At 48.4% G+C, this 20,584-nt stretch carries 14 protein-coding genes; all 14 read right to left on the bottom strand.

Going from position 1 to position 20,584, the window contains the following annotated elements:
* Positions 1–99: 99 nt before the first annotated feature.
* Positions 100–3,057 (bottom strand): TonB-dependent receptor, encoded by a 2,958-nt coding sequence (locus tag M2404_RS05800; protein ID WP_259238782.1) that lies wholly within the window; start codon positions 3,055–3,057, stop codon positions 100–102.
* A 70-nt stretch (positions 3,058–3,127) separates the two neighbouring features.
* Positions 3,128–5,200, bottom strand: a complete 2,073-nt coding sequence (locus tag M2404_RS05795) for a glycoside hydrolase family 16 protein (protein ID WP_259238781.1) — start codon at positions 5,198–5,200, stop codon at positions 3,128–3,130.
* A 310-nt stretch (positions 5,201–5,510) separates the two neighbouring features.
* Positions 5,511–6,413: a porin gene (locus tag M2404_RS05790; protein ID WP_259238780.1), complete on the bottom strand. Its 903-nt coding sequence runs from the start codon at positions 6,411–6,413 to the stop codon at positions 5,511–5,513.
* A 208-nt stretch (positions 6,414–6,621) separates the two neighbouring features.
* Positions 6,622–7,347 (bottom strand): phosphate signaling complex protein PhoU, encoded by a 726-nt coding sequence (phoU, locus tag M2404_RS05785; protein ID WP_259238779.1) that lies wholly within the window; start codon positions 7,345–7,347, stop codon positions 6,622–6,624.
* 48 nt (positions 7,348–7,395) lie between these two features.
* Positions 7,396–8,181: a phosphate ABC transporter ATP-binding protein PstB gene (pstB, locus tag M2404_RS05780; RefSeq protein WP_259238778.1), complete on the bottom strand. Its 786-nt coding sequence runs from the start codon at positions 8,179–8,181 to the stop codon at positions 7,396–7,398.
* Between the two features lie 68 nt (positions 8,182–8,249).
* Positions 8,250–9,617, bottom strand: a complete 1,368-nt coding sequence (pstA, locus tag M2404_RS05775) for a phosphate ABC transporter permease PstA (RefSeq protein ID WP_259238777.1) — start codon at positions 9,615–9,617, stop codon at positions 8,250–8,252.
* A gap of 6 nt (positions 9,618–9,623) precedes the next feature.
* Positions 9,624–11,021, bottom strand: coding sequence for a phosphate ABC transporter permease subunit PstC (gene pstC / locus M2404_RS05770; protein WP_259238776.1), 1,398 nt, complete (start codon positions 11,019–11,021; stop codon positions 9,624–9,626).
* A gap of 132 nt (positions 11,022–11,153) precedes the next feature.
* The gene (locus M2404_RS05765; protein ID WP_259238775.1) at positions 11,154–12,185 is read right to left on the bottom strand and encodes a substrate-binding domain-containing protein; all 1,032 of its coding nucleotides are present in this window, start codon (positions 12,183–12,185) and stop codon (positions 11,154–11,156) included.
* A gap of 118 nt (positions 12,186–12,303) precedes the next feature.
* Complete coding sequence (locus M2404_RS05760) at positions 12,304–13,335, bottom strand: substrate-binding domain-containing protein (RefSeq protein WP_259238774.1); 1,032 nt, start codon at positions 13,333–13,335, stop codon at positions 12,304–12,306.
* Between the two features lie 61 nt (positions 13,336–13,396).
* Positions 13,397–14,041, bottom strand: coding sequence for a GGDEF domain-containing protein (locus M2404_RS05755; RefSeq protein WP_259238773.1), 645 nt, complete (start codon positions 14,039–14,041; stop codon positions 13,397–13,399).
* Between the two features lie 131 nt (positions 14,042–14,172).
* Positions 14,173–17,268 (bottom strand): S8 family serine peptidase, encoded by a 3,096-nt coding sequence (locus tag M2404_RS20275; RefSeq protein WP_310503068.1) that lies wholly within the window; start codon positions 17,266–17,268, stop codon positions 14,173–14,175.
* Positions 17,269–17,608: 340 nt separating this feature from the next.
* Positions 17,609–18,103, bottom strand: a complete 495-nt coding sequence (locus M2404_RS05735) for a PEP-CTERM sorting domain-containing protein (protein ID WP_259238772.1) — start codon at positions 18,101–18,103, stop codon at positions 17,609–17,611.
* 219 nt (positions 18,104–18,322) lie between these two features.
* Positions 18,323–19,348, bottom strand: coding sequence for an L-threonine 3-dehydrogenase (gene tdh / locus M2404_RS05730; protein ID WP_259238771.1), 1,026 nt, complete (start codon positions 19,346–19,348; stop codon positions 18,323–18,325).
* Positions 19,349–19,363: 15 nt separating this feature from the next.
* Entirely contained in the window at positions 19,364–20,560 is a 1,197-nt protein-coding gene (locus tag M2404_RS05725; protein ID WP_259238770.1) for a glycine C-acetyltransferase, read from the bottom strand.
* Positions 20,561–20,584 lie beyond the last annotated feature (24 nt).

Genomic DNA, 20,584 nt, shown 5'->3' with positions numbered 1-20,584 from the left:
ACGCTAACCTTATTGCGTTTGTTGCCTTTAGGCTGGTCGGCAGAAAAACAAAGCCCCATGTTAACGGGGCTTTGGTGCATTTAAGCAGTGTTACTGAGGCTATTTAAAGGTATAACGCACACCAACCGCATACCGCGGGCCGTACTGGCGGGCAAACAGGAATTGCTCTTCGTAACGGCCATAACCACGCTCGGTTTCATTATTCAGGTTAATGCCTTCAAAGAATACTGTCAGGTTGTCGTTAATGTCGTAATTTACGCTCATATCCCACTGGCCAAAAGATCTGGCAAACTGCGGTGGAGCATCAGACGAGCCTTGTGCCTGCCCCACGCCAATCAGGTATTTGTCACGCCAGGCATACGTCACTTTTACTGATAAACCATGATTTTCATAAAACAGCTGGAAGTTAGCAGAATCGCTGAGCCCGGTCAGCGGGGCCTGCTGATCCAGACTTTCCGTATTGAACTTAACATCACCATCAACAAAGGTAGCATTGGCGCCAATACCAAAACCACTATCACCCAGCAGATGCTGTACAGCAATTTCAATACCATCGACCGACTTCTTATCAGTGTTAGCTGGCTGGCTTATGTTCCAGACAATAAGCGGATCATTGGCAGAAGGCTCAATTTTGCCTTCCGCATTGCCATGCCCGTTTGCCAGCATTTGCTCAAAAATGGCCGTGCTGGTTGCCTGCTCACCACGGGCCTCAAGATCGGCAATAGCTTGCAAATAGCGGGGGCCATTCAGCACATCATGCAAACCGTCGATAGTCAGTTCAGTAATAGTGGTCTGAATAAAATTATCTACATCCTTTTTAAAGTATCCCACTGCAGCGTAACTGCCTTCGGCATAGTAATACTCCAGGCTCAGATCCAGATTAGTAGACTCAAACGGCAGCAAATTGGTATTTCCCTGGCTACCTGTACGGGAACCTGGTTTGGGGCTGCCACTTAAGCTACGCCCTCCGGCCAAAAAGCCCAGCGGAGCACGGGAAATCGTTTTACCCCAGGAAAACCGCGCCACAATATCGTCGGTCAGATCAACCCGGAAATCAAACATTGGCAACAACACATCATGTTTACCGGTTTGGCCAAGAAATGTATCCTGCCCCTGCTCATACTGCATGATCCATTCTGACGCACTATCCCAGGTCACCTGCCGCTCTACCCGCTGACGTACATCACTGGTAACATCGGTTTCTTCATAGCGCAGGCCTGCATTTAACCGCACCGGGAAACGACCAATATCAAACTGCCAGTCAGACTGCAGATAAATACTGGTGGTTTTTTCTTCTACAGAGCTTTCGCTGTCTATGCCGTCAAAATACGCATCTGGCACATAGACATCGCCCCCCATCACGGCTTCAGTTAAAAATGCTCTCTGCCGGGCCACTGCTTCATCAAAATCGTAGGTATAGTAATAAGGCGAAGCCATACCAAGGCCTCCACCACTGAATTGATCAAGAAAGTTTGCCGTAGAGTGGCGAACAAACATGCTATCCGGAAAAATCGCCGTAAAACTGGGGTTAAAACCCGGGCCGCCACGCAAACCACTCCAGGCTTCATAACCACCCATGGTTTGCTTGGTATGTGCCACACCGCTGCTAATACTAACAAGTGGTATTTTAAACACCGAGTTATACCAGGTGCCATCCAGTTGCAGTTGTTTAATTGCCGACTCACCCGGTGAATGGGTAAACTGGCTGAAGTTAGAGTCTATCTCCCCCGGAGCCAGCTCATTGGTGCCATTGCGCCATAAAATAGAAGCTTGCGGAATTTCCCCGGTACGATAATCATAGATTTTAGTCGTCAGCTTATCTGAGCCTAATATCACCTGGCCAACATTGCCACTGCCTTTGTCAGCACCATTGTCGGTTTTATTATTAGAGTCGTGATAATCAAGGCTGACATGAAAGTCTTCGTTGATTGTCCAGTCAAGATTTAACCCTATTGAACGCGCTTTAACCTCAGTAGTGCCTTTACTGGCCGTAAAAGAACCATCGTTCCCGCCGATATCGGCAAATATCGCCGTCCCGCGTTCATCAAGCTCGTAGGCATTGATATTGCCACCAAACTCATTCCAGATCCCCCAACCAATAGTTTCTACCCCGGTAATAGCCTGTGATACGGTGTAGTCAAGTGTGGCCACAAAGTTATTAACCGGTGCAAATTGCAGTGTTAGCTGGCCGTTACTGCGCTCTCGTTGCACATCATCAATACCGTAGTTCATATCTTTGGGGAAAAAGGCATAGCCCATTTTGTTGCCGTCGGCATCCGTTGGCCGCGCATCGACAACCTGTGACGGGTCCAGGTTAGGTAACTGTGCATTGGTCTGTACCTGCCAGCCCTGAATATTGGCGTACTGGCGCTGAAAATCGCGCTGCTGATGCGACAATGAAATAGCAATACCAAACTTTTCATCGGCAAAGGTATTACTGTAAATGGCAGCCAGCTCTGGCGTAATATCATCGCCTTTTTCATTAGAAGAATCGTAAATACCTTTAGCAGAAAAGCTATAGCGTTCGCCCGGGCTGCTAAGCGGCTTAGCTGTAATAATATTAACGGTGGCGCCCAGGCCACCGCTGGGGTTTTCTGCCCGCGCCGTTTTATATACTTCCAGTGCACTTACACCCTCTGAAGCCAGGTTCTCCAGGTTGTATGAACGGCTATAACCGGTGCCCGGCATTTGCCGGCCATTAAGCGTAACCAGGTTAAAATCCGGACCAAAACCACGTACAGTGATCTGGCTGCCCTCACCATTGGCGCGGCTTACCGTTACGCCGGTAATACGTTGCAGTGATTCTGCCAGGTTGGTGTCGGGAAACTTGCCTATTTCTTCTGCTGATATTGCATCCACTACGCCATAGGCTTCACGCTTGACATCCATTGAACGCATCAGGCTGCCACGAATGCCACTGATCTGAATAACTTCAATGCCCGGTTCAGCAGCATTGGTGTTTAGGTTTTCCTGCGCCTGCAATGACGCACTGCCTGTAGCAATTACCACTGAAATAGCAGCAGCCAGGCGGCTTTTTGCAAAAATACTGTTTTTCATAACGGCCCTACTGATTTTAATTTGTTATTAATGGCCGGGCCTGTTACCCGGCACTTCGTTTTTTTCAGCGTTACGGCTGCTTAATGATGACGTTGTCCAGGCGATACACTGCCCCCTCGCCCTGCCCCCAGGCAGGAAAGACCATCAACACATCAATAGCAGAAACATCAAACCCGGTGGCCGCTATATCCGCCAGGTTAAAAGTATAGGTTTGCCATTGGCCGGTTACCGGTGCGGCTTGCTCTACGCTGTCAGCCAGGTTCAGCTCTACCGCGCCGTCGCCACTGCCATTGGCTTCAAGCTTAAACAGCCAGTCAACAGCGGCATTAGCTGGGGCACTTACCACTTTCATCTCAAACTGCACCACACCGCCGTTGGTTAATAAGCTGGCATCAAACACCTCACCGCTGCCTCCATTCTCTGTGCGGTTGCTAAAGCCCATTACGGTTGGCGTGGCACCAATACTGAACTGCGCAACCGTGCCGTGCTCTGCATCGTCCATTACTTCTGTTGGTACTGAGCCGCCACAACAGTCCCATAACGCCCAGTCCGGGTTGGCTTCATCGGCAAATAACACCAGTTCAGGGTAATCCAGAGTAATTTCTACATTGTCCAGCCGGTACACCGCGCCTTCGCCCTGCCCCCAGGCTGGGAATATCATCACCACATCAATGGCTGCAACATCTAACCCGGCATCAGCCAGCGCCTGTAGCGGAAAAGTATAGGTTTGCCATTGTCCGGTTACCGGCGCAGTCGCTTCAGTACTGGCGGTAAGCTCAAGCTCTACCGCCGAGTTAGCGCCAATACTTTCTACTTTAAATATCCACGGTGCGCTGCCCGGCGCCGAGGTAACCTGCATATCAAAGCGGATATAGCCAATTTCTGTAATACCGGAAGCATCAAATGGTGATGCGACGCCAGATTCAGGAAGAAACTCTGTACGGCTGGTAAAACCATTTACGGTAGGTGTTGCACCAACACTAAACTCGTATACATCGCCACGCTGTGCATCAGCTACCAGCGCAGGCGTTGTGCCGCCGCAGCAGTCCCAGGCGGCCCAGTTCGGGTTTGGCGTACCATCAAAAATAGTCAGGCTTTGTACAAGCCCTGAAGCTGTCGTCGGGATTGGCGCCAAACCGGTAACCAGCGCATCGTCCGGGCTGTCATAACCCCCACGTACAGTGTCACAGCCTTTGCCCGTTACGGGGTTGGTTGAACATTCATAAACACGGACATAATCAACCTGAAAACGCTGGCCCTCAGTAAAAGCACTGGCATCAATACCCAGATTGTTAACGTTTTCCGGCCAGTTACCGCCTACGGCTAAATTAAGGATCAGATAGAACTTCTGGTCAAAAGGTGCGGCATCCCAGTGCGTTTCAAGCTCGCCGCTGGCGATGTTATAATATTCGGCAAACCAACCACGATGCGAAAGCCCGACGGCGTCACCGTTGGCGTTATAACGCACTTCTGACTGGCGCTGGGTAGCATACAGATAACCATCCACATACCAGCGGATTTCACCCTCCTGCCATTCAATGGCGTAAGTATGAAAATCGTCTGCCGGATTAACGCCATTCGGTAACTGATACGATTTACCTGAGTGCAAGTTGTTCGGCCACTCACGGCCATAATGCAAGGTGCCGTGTACATTAGCTTCTGCTACGCCATCTTCACCGACCACTTTAAGGTTTACCGCCTCGAGAATGTCAATTTCGCCTGATCTGGGCCAACCGCCGTAGACGCTATCGGTGGGCATCATCCAAAACGCCGGCCAACTACCCTGGCCAAATGGCAGCTGAGCACGCATTTCAATACGGCCGTATTTAAAATCGGCTTTATTACGGGTAACCAGCCGGGCAGAGGTATAAGGTTTTTCAGCACCTTCTGCTGCCGGTAACGCCACAATATTGAGTATGCCGTTAGCAACATAAGCATTATCGCTGCTGTCGGTATAACATTGCCTTTCGTTGTTGCCACCACCGTCACAGTTTATTTCGTGCGTCCATTTGGTGGCATCTATGCTGTTGCCGTCAAACTCATCACTCCACACCAGTTGCCAGTCAGTTACCGGCTGTGTTACGTCAACATTATCAAAATCTGAGCGCGTTTCGGCACCGCCGCACCCCGATAAAGTTGACATAAGCAGGCCCGCACCAACAAGCGCAGCCAAATTTGCTGATTTTTTCATGCTATCCTTCCCCGTGTTTTCAGTTTTTAATGATGGTTTTTGATTAAATATTTTTCACCATCAATGTAAGCGCTTTCATAAGTTAAGACACAATACTGAAAACGTCAATGTAACCCAGCGCATTTTTTGCACAAAAAAACAAAACATGTGGAAAGGGAAAAATAAAACTGTTTAAAAACAAAATATTAAACTTTATTAAGGTATAAAAGAAAACGCCAACACTATGGCTGGCGTTTTGGTGATAAACAGAACCGGGGTTTTATCAGAACCGGTGCTTGATACCCACCGCCAGATAATCGCGGTCGGGCTGGGGCGTCTCTAAATTAAAACTGCTGTACCAGGCAAATAGTGTCGTGTTTTTACCGGCTTTATAATCCAGCCCCACACTAAAAGAGTTGTCGTCTTCCAGGGTCTGGTATTGGGCTTTCAGCTCCGTTTTACCCAACGGGTAAGCTGCGCTTACCAGCCAGCCATCCTGCTTAAGCCCCGTTTCGGTATCTTCCTGGCGCTGTACTATAGCCCCCAGAGTAACACCGGCTATTTTAGTTTGGGTGTTTACCCGTACAGCATCATAGCCATTTACCTCAGCATCCAGTGCTAACGAGACATAAAAATTAATGTTTTTAAGATTTTCATCGCCATAGAACAGTGCGGCAGAATAGGCATCTTCAGCGTCGGCTGAGTCTTCCAGAATGTAGGTCAGCTGAGCACCAAAGCCATTGATAACCGGAGTAAAGTAACTGATAGAATTATTGGCACGCACTTCTGCTTCCCACAAAGCCCCCAGATCACCTTCAAAATCGTTAAACTGATCAATTTTAGCCTGCGACATTTTCAGGGCGGTATCGTGCCGCCCCAGCCGTACCTCACCAAAACCACCAGCCAAACCAATATACTGGTTGCGGGCAGTAACATTGCTACTGCTGCTGTCAGACACATTAACGCCCCACTCCAGCTGATACACCAGCGTAAGGCCATCGTCCAATGCATAATCGCCCTTCAAACCAAAGCGTGAGTTGTTGCTTTTCATTTCAGAAAAGCGCCCTTCACCTTCATCAACAGATTGTGCCGAGACATTAATCAGGCCATAAATGGTAATAGGCTCTGCATGTACGGCTGCCGTTGCAGAGATCATAATTACCGCTGCTATCGCTGTTTTTTTCATAGTGTGTCCTGTGCCTGTTTATTGTTTTTATTACGCGGTTAAACGCTATAAACATATTAAGACAACAAACTGAAAAGCGACACTTTTATGAAAGTTTAATGACAAAATTATGACTGCAAGAATAAGGAGCAGATTGGCAGAGCAACGGCGTGCAGATAGTACAAAAGAGGCAAAGCCCCTTTTGTACTACAGAGGGTAACAGCTACAGTTAGTCGCGCTTTTCCTCAACAATTTGTTGTAGCTCATCATCATTCAGATGCGCAACATTGCGGCCTTTGCTCAGGAAAATAGCATGCTGGCAAATATTGCGGCTATGATCGCCAACCCGCTCCAGTGCTTTGGCCACATTGGAAATTTGCAAACTCACACTGATCTGCTGTGAATCATGCATCATGGCGCTGAGGCTCTGCTGCATAATACGGCTGTAGTCGTCGTCGATTGCTTTATCTTCACGCAGAACACTTAGTGCTTTATCGGCATCAATTTGCTGAAACGCCAGTAAAGCATGCTGCAACATCAGTTGTACTTTTGCACTCATGCCATTTAGCTCTGCCAGTTGCTCTGCACTTGGCCGGCTTCCCTGTTCATCTTTCAGCAGGGTTTTGGCAATACGCTTGGCCTGATCGCCAATGCGCTCCACGTCGTTAATGCTTTTGAGTACCGACAATACCAGGCGTAAATCTGTCGCCGCAGGCTGACGGCGCGCCAGAATATCCAGACAATGCTCGTCGATATCCACCTCAAAGTTATTTACCTGACGGTCGCCTTTTTTTACCTGTTTTGCCAGTGCAATATCCGCAGTAGTAAAAGCAGCCATGCTGTCGCGCAATTGCTGCAATACCAAGCCGCCCATATCTACCAGGCGATCTACCGCCTGTTGTAGTTCTTCATCATAGGCCTGTGAGTAATGGCCACCGATCTTGTTATTTGGCATAACGCCAGTCTCCTGTCAGAAATAGCAATAAAGGGTTAACAAGCTAGATTAACCATAACGGCCGGTAATGTAGTCTTCTGTGCGCTTATTTTGCGGGTTGGTAAACAGCTCATTCGTCGGCCCCATTTCAACCAGTTCACCAAGATGGAAAAACGCGGTTTTGTCTGATACGCGTGCCGCCTGCTGCATATTGTGCGTGACCATGACGATGGTGAAATTTTGTTTTAACTCATCAATCAGCTCTTCAATAATTGAGGTTGCAATAGGGTCAAGCGCTGAACAGGGTTCATCCATCAGAATCACTTCCGGGCTAACCGCTATGGTGCGGGCAATACATAAACGCTGTTGCTGGCCACCAGACAAGCCTGTACCGGGATGATCCAGACGATCTTTTACTTCGTTCCATAAACCGGCACGGCGTAAGCTGGATTCAACAATATCATCCAGATCGGCTTTACGCTCTGCCAGACCATGTAGTTTCGGGCCGTAGGCGATATTTTCATAAATAGATTTAGGAAACGGGTTAGGCTTTTGAAACACCATACCTACCTGCGCCCGCAGCTGCACTACGTCCAGTGCCGGGTCATAAATATTCTGGCCTGCCATTTCAATTAAACCGGTAACCCGGCAATGTTCTATGGTGTCGTTCATACGGTTAAAACAGCGCAAAAAGGTGGATTTACCACAACCTGACGGGCCAATAAAGGCCACAACTTCGTTCTGGGCAATGTCCATGCTAATACCTTTTACAGCCTCAGCCTGACCATAAAACACCTTAACGTCACGCGCGATGATTTTAAGGTTAGTTGCATTGTCCTGCGCTACATTGCTCATAGTAAGTTCCGCTGCTGTTAAATCAGATTTTGTGAGTAAAGCGTTGTTATTCATCATATTCATAGCTATTACCAGCGTTTTTCGTATTTTTTACGCAGCCAGATCGCCAGTGCGTTTAATGAAATCATCAGCGCCAGCAATACAATAATGGCCGCTGAGGTTCTTGCTTCAAAGAAGTTACGTAGTTCATTGCCCTGCCACAGGAAAATCTGCACCGGCAAAGCCGTAGACTGGTCAAACGGTGAGCCGGGTACTGATGCCACAAAAGACTTCATCCCTATCAGAAGCAACGGTGCAGCCTCACCCAGTGCCTGCGCCACACCCAGAATAGCGCCGGTTAAAATCCCCGGTATCGCCAGCGGCAACACATGGTGGAAAATAGCCTGCATTTTTGACGCCCCCAGCCCCAATGCTGCCTGACGGATAGATGGCGGAATCGCTTTTAGCGTAGAGCGGGTGGCAATGATCACTGTAGGTAATGTCATCAGCGATAACACCAAACCACCTACAATAGGTGCCGACATAGGCAGGTTAAACCAGCCAATAAACACCGAAGCCCCAAGCAAACCAAACACGATAGAAGGCACCGCAGCCAGGTTGTTGATATTCACTTCAACAAAATCAGTGAAACGGTTTTTCGGCGCAAATTCTTCCAGGTAAATTGCTGCGGCAACGCCCATGGGCACCGCCAGAATAATAACCACCAGCATCATATACAACGAGCCCATAAAGGCCCCGGCTAAACCCGCTGAAGCCAGCGAACTACGTGAATCTGCGTTCATAAACAGGGCAAAACTAAAGCGATTTTGTATCAAGCCCTGCTCTGACAATAACTGCACCCATTCACGCATTTTCGGGCTTAACTGCTGCATAGCATCAGGCAAACTGCGGTCAATATTACCTTTTAACCACACATCAATATTGGCATCGGTAAGTAAATGTAAGGTGCGGGTCTGGCCAATAATACTGGTGTCCTGCACCACCATATCACGCAGTGCAAAACGCTCACCAGAGGTTACTATACGTTGCAAATCGCGCCGGTGTTGGCTGGCATCGGGCAGCACCTTTGTCAGGCTATCAGTAATTAAACGGTTGAAATTTATAAAGCCAACTTCAGTTTGCCATTCAATATCGCGCTGGCGAAAGGCGTTATCACTTTCATTTGCTGCTTGTACCGGTTTTTCGCTAATGTTAATCACTTGCGGGTCAAAATAAATATCCAGCGTAATAGCTGACTGCCAGAATGCCGGTAAACCTTTAGAAAAAATATTAACAAATAAAATCAATACTAACGCCAGGCTGGCCAGCACTGCTGCCAGGCCAATGCCTTTAAATATCCGTTCTTTACGATGCCGCCGGGCAAGTGAAGCGGTTACTTTCTGTTGTACTGCGCCAGCGGTTATTACCGGCTTGATAAGAGGTTCTGCTACTTTCATACTCAGTTACTCGTATTGTTCACGGTATTTACGGACAATAACCAGCGCCATCACATTTAGTAGCAGCGTGATGACAAACAAGGTTAAACCCAGCGCAAAAGCAACCAAAGACTGCGGGCTGGCAAAATCGTTGTCGCCGGTTAACTGGTTAACAATGGTTACCGTTACTGTCGACACCGCTTCAAACGGGTTGGCAGTCAGTGCCGGGCTATTACCGGCTGCTAACACCACTATCATGGTTTCACCTATAGCACGGCTGGCTGCCAGCAAAACGGCTCCAACTATGCCCGGTAATGCCGCAGGCAACACTACTTTAAGAATAGTTTCTGATTTAGTCGCACCCAGCCCCAGCGAACCATCCCGCATGGTTTTTGGCACCTGGGTAATAATGTCGTCTGTCAGTGATGAGATAAACGGCACAATCATAATACCCATCACCACACCGGCTGTCAGGGCTGAGGTTGCGCGGATCGTCAGCCCCAGCATTGCGCCCAGATCGGTTAGAAAGGGCCCCACCGTAACCAGCGCAAAAAAACCGTACACTATGGTTGGAATACCGGCCAGCACTTCAATAACCGGTTTGGCAGTGGCGCGAAATTTTGCCGGTGCATACTCTGATAAATAAATCGCTACCATCAAACCTAGCGGTATAGCTACCACCAGCGCAATAAGTGCTACCAGCATAGTGCCCGATAATAACGGCAACAAACCAAAGCTACCCTGACTGCCGGTAAGCGAACCTTCACCTACTCCGGTAGTAGAAAAACGCGGGTTCCAGGTGGTACCGAAAAAGAAGTCTGACGGTTTAATAAAACTGAAGAATTTCATGGTTTCGCCCACCATCGATAACACTATACCGACAGTAGTCAGCACGGCGACGGTGGAGCACAACACCAGTAATACTTTTACTACCCGCTCTACCTGATGGCGGGCGCGTAGTTGTGGTTGAATTTTGTAGAAACTGATCACCAACCCTGCCGACGCTAATGTTGCCATCAGCGCAGTAAGCAGCATGGTACTGCTATGTTGCAATTGCTTCATATATTCAGCAGCAACCAGTTCCCAGTCGGCAGCATCGGCAACGATGCCGAAATTGGCCGCCAGGTTACTGATCCGGCGCATAACAATGCGCATTTCATTACTGTCCAGAGTGGCTAATTCAGCAGGTAAGCTGGCCTGCACCATGGTGCTTATGACACCCGGAGCAAACCAGGCCCATATTAACAATACAAAAAAGGCCGGTAATACCGCCCACAGACCAACCATCATGCCGTAGTGTTGCGGCCTTGAGTGCATGCGCACACCGGGGTTTATCGTCGCGACCTTGCGACTGCGTACCATACCAACCTGATAGGCAATTGCCATCAGTGCCAGTAACAGCACGATCAACGAAATATTACTCATGGTTGCTCCAATTAAGCGTCTGATTGAGCATGACAAACCAGTGGCACAAGTGTAACTGCAAATAATTGCAGTTTTATGACAATAAGCAAAAGAGCTGGCAAGCCAGCTCTTATCAACAACACCGCAGTAATATTACAGGGTTTTCTTAGCGCGGATGTTTTTCAGGATCTCAGCACGCTCAGCATCAGCCAGCGGGATAAGGCCAGCCGCTTCTAACGGGCTGCCAAAGCCTGACGCTGCGTCAGACACAAAGTATTCAGCAAACTGTTGTAAACCTGGTACTACGCCAATGTGCTCACCTTTAACATAGAAAAACAGCGGACGTGATACCGGATATTTACCAGCAATAATAGTGTCCAGCGTAGGCACAACACCTGACACTGTTGCTACTTTGATGCGGTCACGGTTAGCTTCGTAGAAGCTTAAACCAAATACGCCAACAGCATCTTTTTGTGCTTGCAGACGCGCCAGAGTTTCAGTGTAATCGCCAGCAATTTCTACTACACGACCGTCGGTACGCATAGCCAGACAGAACTTACCGGCATCATCTTTTGATAAAGCTTTTACTTCAGCAAATGTTTGACAACCAGGTACTACAACCTTTTCTTCGTAAACTTCACGGGTACCGTGGTTAGAGCCAGGAATAGCTAATAAAATGGCCTGATCCGGTAAAGATTTATCAATTTGCGACCAGCGGGTATAAGGGTTGGCAACCATTTTACCGTTCTGTGGCACTTCAGCAGCCTGGGCTAAAAATACATGCTTAGGCTCCAGTTTAAAATCACCTGCATCAATGCGTGAAGCAAACACGATACCGTCGTAGCCAATTTTCACTTCAACGATCTGATTTACACCATTCGCTTTACAGGCTTCAACTTCTGCCGGGCGGATAGGGCGTGACGAGTTAGCGATATCAATAGTGCTGGTACCAACACCCTGACAGAACTGACGTAAGCCACCAGAAGAGCCGCCTGAACCTACTACCGGCGTTTTAAACTGAGCAAAATTGTTACCGAACTCTTCAGCAGCAACAGAAGAAAAAGGTAATACGGTTGACGAACCTGCCACCTGGATAGTGTCACGGCCGCTTGTTTGCGCAACAGTGCTGAAGCTCAGTGCTACTGCACTTGCCAGAACCAGTTTGGTTAAGTTATTCAATGTCATGATGGTGTCCTCGTTAAATATAAGTATTGGATTACTTTGACGAGGTGCAGTGTGCTTGATGATTATTGCAGCAATATGACAAGCAATATTTTTTGCATTGTTTATCTGTTGAGCCGCATTAAAGCGATTGTTGGCTGACAATGCGCTGTTGCATTTTCTGGCGCAGCTCTGGTGTCAGCACAATTAAACCGGCATCTTGCAGCGGGCTGTTTTCACCGGATACAGCATCACTTGCCAGATAGCGGCTAAACTCGAGCAGGCCCGGAGTTAAGCCAACATGTGCCAGCTTGACATAAAAGTACAGTGGCCGGGTTAGTGGGTATTCACCGGCTAAAATGGTTTCGGTAGCGGGCAGCACACCGGAAATAGCCGCGACTTTAATACGATCGCGGTTAGCCTGATAAAAACTCACCCCAAACACCCCTATTGCATCATGCTGAGCATCAAGCCGGGCTAAAGCTTCAGTATAATCTCCTGCAATTTCAATCACTCTGCCGTCTTTGCGTATTGCACTGCAAAAGTTAAGCTGAGCCTCGGGCTCAAGGTGCTGCACTGCAGGTATCGCCAGACAACCGGGTAACACTATATCTTCTTCGTAAATTTCGCGCGTACCGTGGTTTGTGCCGGGAATGGCTAACACAATTTGTTGCTCAGGCAGGCTACTGTCGATATCAGACCAACGCTGATAAGGGTTAGCTACCATGCCTTGTACCGATGGTACCTGAGCAGCCTGTGCCAGAAAAATTTGCCCGGGAGTAAGATCAAAAGCGGCCGCGTCAATACGCGAGGCAAACACAATAGCATCATAACCCAGCGTAACTTCAAGAATTTTATCTACGCCATTGGCCCTGCAAGCTGCCAGTTCAGCCGGGCGCATGGGTCTGGACGTATTGGCAATATCAATAGTGTGGCTGCCCACTCCCTGACAAAATTGCCGCAAGCCACCGGCCGAACCACCCGAGCCTACAACCGGCACCCGAAATTGAGCGAAACTGTAGCCAAACTCTTCTGCAGCAATAGAGACAAAGGGCAACATAGTTGAAGAACCGGCAATTTGAATAGTGTCACGAAAGCGGGTTTGTGCCTTAACCTGAACACTGATTATTGCTGTAATCAATATGGTTGCCAGCAACAAACGACTACACAACATAACACAAGATCCTTTACTAAGCAGATTGCCAGTATAACCGGCAATTCAGTATTTGCAGTTATTATTGCTTAACGGCACAGCGATTACGGCCCTGATGCTTGGCCTGATATAACGCCTGATCAGCCCTTAAGAGCAGTTTATCCAGATCATCGCGTTCCGGCAGATACATGGCAATACCAATACTGCAACTCAACTGCACAGCTGTGCTGTCGGTAAGAGTAAAGTGATATTGTGACACTGTCATGCGGATCCGCTCAGCAGACAAAATAGCGGTTTGCAAATCAATTTCCGGCAGTACCAGAATAAACTCTTCACCACCGTAGCGCCCCAGCAAATCGGTATCCCGAATACTTTGCTGGCACAACACCGCAAAATAACGCAGCACTTTATCACCGGCGGCATGACCGTACTGATCATTAATGTGTTTAAAGTGATCGATGTCCAGCATTAGCACAGCCAGATCTTTCCTATAGCGCTTGGCGCGGCGCAGCTCACTTAGCGCTTGTTGTATAACGGCTCGCCGGTTTAATAAACCGGTAAGCAGATCAGTACTTGCCAGTTGCAGCAGTTCTTTATTACGCTCGATCAGTTGTTGTTCGGTTTGCGCGTGGCGGGCTATTTCTGCGCGCAACGCAGCAGCCATACGGCGAAATCTGAAGGCAACAAAACTTAGCAATCCAATAGCCAGCAACAGCAATAACAACACAACAAACTCCCAGCCATTCCAGGGCGTTATAAGTCTTATTCAGTATAGGCCAGCTTATTAAGCCGTACAGCGGCAGTTACAGTTAAAAAAAAGCCCGGTTATTTAACCGGGCCCTTTCAGTTACAACACTATCAGTTTGCTGTTACTTCCAGCAGGGTTGTTGCCTGTTCAAGGCCATCTGCACCTTTAAATGACATCACACCCAGATAAGGAAATGGGCTGGCAGTCAGGTTAGACGTTTGCAGAGTAACCACGTTAGCACGCCCTTCAATCGCTCTGGTGCTGGCAGCCACTCGGGTGTTACCTGCGTCGCTACCTACTACCCATAACGGCATAGTGTAGTTAACCGTGGCCTGACCTAACAGATCGTAAGCATGCACAAACACCAGATAGAAGTTACCGGCAGCACCGTTAGCAGCAGGTGCAGGGTCGCGTAATGTTACCTGCTCATTACCGCCAACACTGGTTGAAGACCCAACCGCAGTACAGGACGATGCGATACAACGGTAAACGTACATATCTAAATCAGCACCTGGTACAGAAGCCAAGGCTTCATACAGACTGAAACGTAATACTCTGGTACCTGCCGGCACTTCGAACGTGTGTAAGCCTAAGCCCGGCTCATTAAAGCTAAACGTGCTGTCAGGGTCTTGTGGAATAGTACGGCTGGAACCTGCAGGTGCAGTCAGGCCTACAATGCTGGCACTGGTGTTTCCGCTGTAGTTCATGGTCACCGGGAAGTTGATACGGCCAGCTTTAGCCACTACTGAAGCAGTAATGTTTGCAGGTGCATCAATCAGTTTTGGTGGTACTACTCTGACCGCGATCGGGCTGCGCACAGTATGCGCACCGTCAGACCAGGTAATAGCACCAAATACCCATTGCCCGATAACAGCACTTTGGTTTGGTTTAAAGGTTAAACCATATGCAGCCTTACCATTGGCAGGTACTGACATACTATTGCCACCGACAAGCGTAACATCCACACCGGCTGGTGCTTCAATTGTTGCCGTGTAAACTGAGGCAGAACCACTCACGTCTGTAACTTCACGATACAAGGTTTCTGTACCAGACAGCTCGCCAATTGCCAGAGATGGCAGGTTCAGCTGGCTTGGATCAGTATCGTAATTTGCCGCTTCAAACGCATCACAGGAGTAACCACTCGCGCTCAGAACAAAGGCACGGTTACCTACACCGCACAGGAAGGCAAAGTAATCCAGATTATTGATGTCATAAGTTAAACCCGGATTAGTTGCTTTGTTTGGTACCGCATGGCCAGCACCAAAATCAAACGGGTCGGCAGGCGTGATACCGTTCTCTTTGGTTAAATTCTGCCGTGCAGTTGTCATCAGCGCAGATTTAATCATCGCTGGTGTCCAGCTTGGGTTCGCTTCTTTTACCAATGCTGCCATACCTGCAATATGCGGGCTCGACATAGACGTACCCTGCAGATAAGTGAAGCTGTTACCGTGTGCTGTCAACATTGGCTGAGATGACGCGCCAGCCAGAATTTTCACACCCGGAGCAGTAATATCAGGCTTGATAACATCAAAAGTTGCTAAATTAGGCCCGCGTGACGAGAAGCCTGCCATCAGGTTACCAACTTCAACCACATCGGTAACAAACACAGACGGGCTCATTACTACATTTACAGTACCGCCTGCAGTAACTTCAGCATTAAATGCATTACCGGCTGCCAGGGGGATCATTACCGCCGGGATATTTACACTGCCTGTGCCGCCCATAACAATAGGAGAACCCGCAACGTTGTTGTATACGATAACACCTGCAGCACCGGCGGCCTGAGCATTACCCAGCTTAACGGTAAAGTCACAGCTGCCACGTTGGATCAATGCAAAACTGCCAGCGATGTCTGCTGCATTAGTCAGTGCCGTACAGCCGTCCAATGGCGCTGCTACCACTACATCTGCGCTCACAGCACCGGTTTCTTTTAATGGCCTGGAAGTACCGCCTTCAACGGCAACATAAGTACCCTGTAGCGGACCCGCTGTGACTTCAATACCGTTAGCAACACTGGTACCATCATAAGTCGATGCTGCAACAGTGGTTACCCATGGTGCAGGAGTACCAATAGTGCCAGCTCCCGGGCCGTCGTTACCGGCTGACACGGCAACAAATACACCCGCCTGCGTAGCGCGTAGTTTGGCAGCCACAGCTAAAGTCGTTAAATCAGTTAAACTACCACCGATAGAATAGTTAATCACATCAACACCATCGGCTACAGCCTGGTCAATAGCTGCCATGGTATCACCATAGAAACAGCCGCGTTCAGCAACACCCGCCGGGCTGACATAAGTACTGTTCCAACAGGCTTTATACATGGCAATACGCGCACGCGGCGCAATACCTGATACGGTTGCAACCGGAGTACCATTAAATACCGCTGTTACCCCCTCGTTACCACCAGCAGTTGATGCAACGTGAGTACCATGGTTGTCAGCATCACGTGGTGACGCGAACTCACCAGGTTGCAACTGATATACGCTCTCGAAAGTGTTTTTATAGTAGCGGGCACCAATCAGTTTATTGCTGCAACTAAAATTAGCATCTTGCCCAACATCACAGGCACCGGCCCAGCCTGCCAGCGGCCCGTATGAGCCGTCATCAGCAAAGCTTGGGTGTTCTGGCCAAATACCGCTGTCAACAATACCAATAACGATATCTTCACCTTTCACACCCAGCGTGTGTAAACCATCTGGTGAGCCTGTCAGCTCAAGAAATGCCGGTGTATTTGATGTGGTTAACTGCTGAGCTTCGTCACGCCATACGCCAACAACATTCGGCAGGCTACGCATTGCCTCAGCCTGTGCCGCTGTCATTTTGGCAGAGAAACCATTAAAGGTATGGGTGTAAGAATAAATAACCTCAACAGCTCCCGTTTGTGCCGCCAGTTGCTGATGGAAGGCTTTTAAGCTGTTGGTATAGTTTTGCATACGGGCAGAACCGGCATTATAGCGGTTCAGCGCCTGAGTTACTGATTGTCTGGCTGGTAGCAGCTCGCCAAGTTCTTCTGCTCTTTCTACGCCACTTTTACCTTTAACCTGAACAATGTAAGGTGCAGCTTCGGTGTCATCGCCCGCCACTTGACTGAGCTGGCTTGGATCAATAGTCACTTCATATTGGTTTGCCAGTGCATTGGCGTGGACCGCGCCAACCGCTACTGCAACTGCTAATGCAGTTCTGGACATAATTCTGTTAAATCGCATGTAATATCTCCGTTTATTTTTATTACCCATCAGAGCCTTAAACGCAACCTGCCAGGTTCTGTTAAACCAAAACAGTGCGTTTATTGCGGCAACTGACGATATTTATTCGAGCACTTTTTAACCTGGATTTGTTCAACCGGGTTTGCTTTATATCTGCCAGCAATGTTGCTTAACGCAAAAGCAACGTTGTTGGCACAGATGTATAAAAAGCTGACACTTCAATGTAGCTTACCAACACAAACATGGTAGCTATGTTGCCTCTTACCGCAGAGACAACATGTGTGAACAAGCTACCATAGTTGTTAACCACACATAATTTCACTGATAAAAAAGCTGACACTTAACCTTGACGGCGGCGCAGTATTAAACCACCAACAGCACCCAGCATCAAAAACAACGTTGCTGGCTCAGACACTAAAGTAACATTACTTAAGTAGAAGGAACCGGCATCAATGAATTGACCATCAGTACTGAAAATATCCATGAAACCTTCACCAAAAGCGCTGTCCCAGAAGCCCTGGAAAGCAAAAGAGTTGGAGATATCATTTACGTCGAAGTTTAAGAAAGTAAAACCTGCTGCCAGGTTTAACGGGTTATATTCAGCCAGAAACAGGAAGCTTTCACCGATGGTAAAACCGAACAGCTCAAATGCTTCCCACTGAAGTACATTACCGAACTCGTCAATGTTATCCAGATCAACAGATAGCACGCCAAAGCTGGTACCATCTTCAAACAGGAATTCTTGTGTCATGATAGGTGCGGCCTGCACGGTCTGCGGCAGCGCCAGACTGCTCAGTACCAAAGCTGATAGAGCAAACAATATAGACTTCAACATGGATATACCTCTGAATTTTGTTATTGGTTGTAGTAATGCAATAGCTTGCAACAGCACAATGCATAAACCACTCCAACTCATAAAAAATATTTAAAAACAATGACTTAATTAAATCCATGTTAAATATACACTTGTAACTTATTGTTACTGGCAAAAAAACAGACATAAAAAAAGCGAACCTCAGTTCGCTTTTTGCTGTATCTCACCTAGTTCACAGTGTTAAGACCAGTTCAGTACCACTTTGCCGGATTGGCCCGAGCACATAATGTCGAAGCCCTCCTGAAAACGCTCCATGGGTAACTCATGGGTTATCATGGGTGTTAAATCCAGCCCAGATTGGATTAAGCTGGCCATCTTGTACCAGGTTTCAAACATCTCCCGGCCGTAGATACCTTTAATTATCAGTCCTTTAAATATAACTTTGTTCCAGTCTACCGCCATATCAGACGGCGGGATCCCTAACATGGCAATTTTGCCACCGTGGTTCATGGTATCCAGCATGCTGCGAAACGCTGCCGGTACGCCAGACATTTCCAGGCCAACGTCAAAGCCTTCTGTCATGCCCAGCTCTTTCATCACGTCTTTTAAATTCTGCTTGCTCACATCTACCGCACGGGTAGCGCCCATTTTCAGTGCCAGTTCAAGCCGGTATGGGTTTACATCGGTAATCACGACGTGGCGGGCACCAACATGGCGCGCCACTGCAGCAGCCATAATACCGATAGGGCCGGCACCGGTGATCAGTACATCTTCACCAACTAAATCAAATGACAAGGCAGTATGTACAGCATTGCCGAACGGGTCGAAAATAGCAGCGATATTATCCGGAATATTATCAGCCAGTTTAAAAGCGTTATAGGCAGGGATTACCAGATACTCGGCAAAAGAACCGGCACGGTTTACACCAACGCCAATAGTGTTGCGGCATAAATGCACCCTACCGGCCCGGCAGTTACGGCAGTAGCCGCAAGTGATATGGCCTTCGCCGGAGACGCGATCGCCAATATTAAAGCCGCGTACTTCCGAGCCCATACCTTCAATGACACCAACATATTCGTGGCCCACCACCATACCGTGCGGAATAGTATTTTGTGCCCACTCGTCCCACTTATATATATGCACATCGGTGCCGCAAATCGCGGTTTTTTTAATACGAATTAACACATCATTCGGGCCAACTTCCGGTTTTTCTACCTCGGTTTGCCAAATGCCCGGTTCTGCTTTTAACTTTGCTAATGCTTTCATTTTTACGCCCCGCCCTTATGCGATCACGCCCATGTCTTTACCAATACGGATAAAGGCTGCAATCGCCTTATCCAGTTGTTCTGTTGTATGCGCTGCTGAAATTTGGGTGCGGATCCGCGCCTGGCCTTTTGGCACCACCGGGAAGGAGAAACCTACCACGTAAATACCTTCGGCCAGCATACGTTTGGCCATTTCTGCGGCAACTTTGGCGTCGCCCAGCATTACCGGAATAATAGCGTGGTCTTTACCGGCCAGCGTAAAACCGGCTGCAGACATTTTTTCGCGGAAATAATTGGCGTTATCCCACAGCTTTGCGCGCAGCGCGTCGCCCTGTGCCAGCATATCCAGCACCTTGATAGAGGCGGTAACAATAGATGGCGCCAGCGAATTAGAGAACAAATAGGGCCGTGAACGCTGACGCAGCCACTCAATGACTTCTTTTTTACCTGAAGTATAACCGCCGGAGGCGCCACCAAGGGCCTTACCCAGGGTGCCGGTAATAATATCAACGCGATTCATCACATCGCAGTATTCATGGGTACCACGGCCATTTTTACCAACAAAACCTACCGCATGGCTATCATCTACCATTACCATGGCGCCGTATTTGTCGGCCAGGTCGCACACGGCTTTCAGGTCGGCAATTACGCCATCCATTGAGAATACACCGTCTGTGGCAATCAGCTTAAAGCGGGCACCGTCGGCATCAGCTTGTTTTAGCTGGGCTTCAAGTTCCTGCATATCGTTATTGGCATAACGGTAACGTTTGGCTTTGCACAACCGTACACCATCAATAATCGAGGCATGGTTTAACGCATCAGATATTACCGCATCCTCTGCGCCTAAAATGGTTTCAAACAAACCGCCGTTAGCATCAAAGCAGGAGGAATACAAAATGGTATCTTCAGTGCTTAAAAACGCACTGATATTTTGTTCCAGCGTTTTATGAATATCCTGGGTGCCGCAGATAAAGCGTACCGACGCCACACCAAAACCATGGCTGGCTAAACCCTGCTGCGCAGCAGCAATTAAATCCGGGTGGTTGGCCAGGCCTAAATAGTTGTTAGCGCAAAAATTCAGTACCTGTTGGCCACCTACGGTAACGTCGGCACGTTGTTGTGACGTAATAATACGTTCTGCTTTGTATAAACCTTCTGCTTTCACATCGTCTATTTGTTGTTGTAGATGTTGCAGAAAAGCGCCATTGCGCATAAAGCCTCCTGTTGCGGGGGTAAG

It is taken from the genome of Rheinheimera pacifica (assembly GCF_024809855.1).
Taxonomy (GTDB): Bacteria; Pseudomonadota; Gammaproteobacteria; order Enterobacterales; family Alteromonadaceae; genus Alishewanella; species Alishewanella pacifica_A.
The sequence above is the reverse complement of the archived record's forward strand: the minus strand, read 5'-3'. Positions and strand labels throughout refer to the sequence as shown.

Excerpts from the sequence above, each read along its gene's own strand:
- M2404_RS05800 (WP_259238782.1), bottom strand. The coding sequence starts at position 3,057 with ATGAAAAACAGTATTTTTGCAAAAAGCCGCCTGGCTGCTGCTATTTCA.
- M2404_RS05795 (WP_259238781.1), bottom strand. The coding sequence starts at position 5,200 with ATGTCAACTTTATCGGGGTGCGGCGGTGCCGAAACGCGCTCAGATTTT.
- M2404_RS05790 (WP_259238780.1), bottom strand. The coding sequence starts at position 6,413 with ATGAAAAAAACAGCGATAGCAGCGGTAATTATGATCTCTGCAACGGCA.
- phoU (WP_259238779.1), bottom strand. The coding sequence starts at position 7,347 with ATGCCAAATAACAAGATCGGTGGCCATTACTCACAGGCCTATGATGAA.
- pstB (WP_259238778.1), bottom strand. The coding sequence starts at position 8,181 with ATGAGCAATGTAGCGCAGGACAATGCAACTAACCTTAAAATCATCGCG.
- pstA (WP_259238777.1), bottom strand. The coding sequence starts at position 9,617 with ATGAAAGTAGCAGAACCTCTTATCAAGCCGGTAATAACCGCTGGCGCA.
- pstC (WP_259238776.1), bottom strand. The coding sequence starts at position 11,021 with ATGAGTAATATTTCGTTGATCGTGCTGTTACTGGCACTGATGGCAATT.
- M2404_RS05765 (WP_259238775.1), bottom strand. The coding sequence starts at position 12,185 with ATGACATTGAATAACTTAACCAAACTGGTTCTGGCAAGTGCAGTAGCA.
- M2404_RS05760 (WP_259238774.1), bottom strand. The coding sequence starts at position 13,335 with ATGTTGTGTAGTCGTTTGTTGCTGGCAACCATATTGATTACAGCAATA.
- M2404_RS20275 (WP_310503068.1), bottom strand. The coding sequence starts at position 17,268 with ATGCGATTTAACAGAATTATGTCCAGAACTGCATTAGCAGTTGCAGTA.
- M2404_RS05735 (WP_259238772.1), bottom strand. The coding sequence starts at position 18,103 with ATGTTGAAGTCTATATTGTTTGCTCTATCAGCTTTGGTACTGAGCAGT.
- tdh (WP_259238771.1), bottom strand. The coding sequence starts at position 19,348 with ATGAAAGCATTAGCAAAGTTAAAAGCAGAACCGGGCATTTGGCAAACC.
- M2404_RS05725 (WP_259238770.1), bottom strand. The coding sequence starts at position 20,560 with ATGCGCAATGGCGCTTTTCTGCAACATCTACAACAACAAATAGACGAT.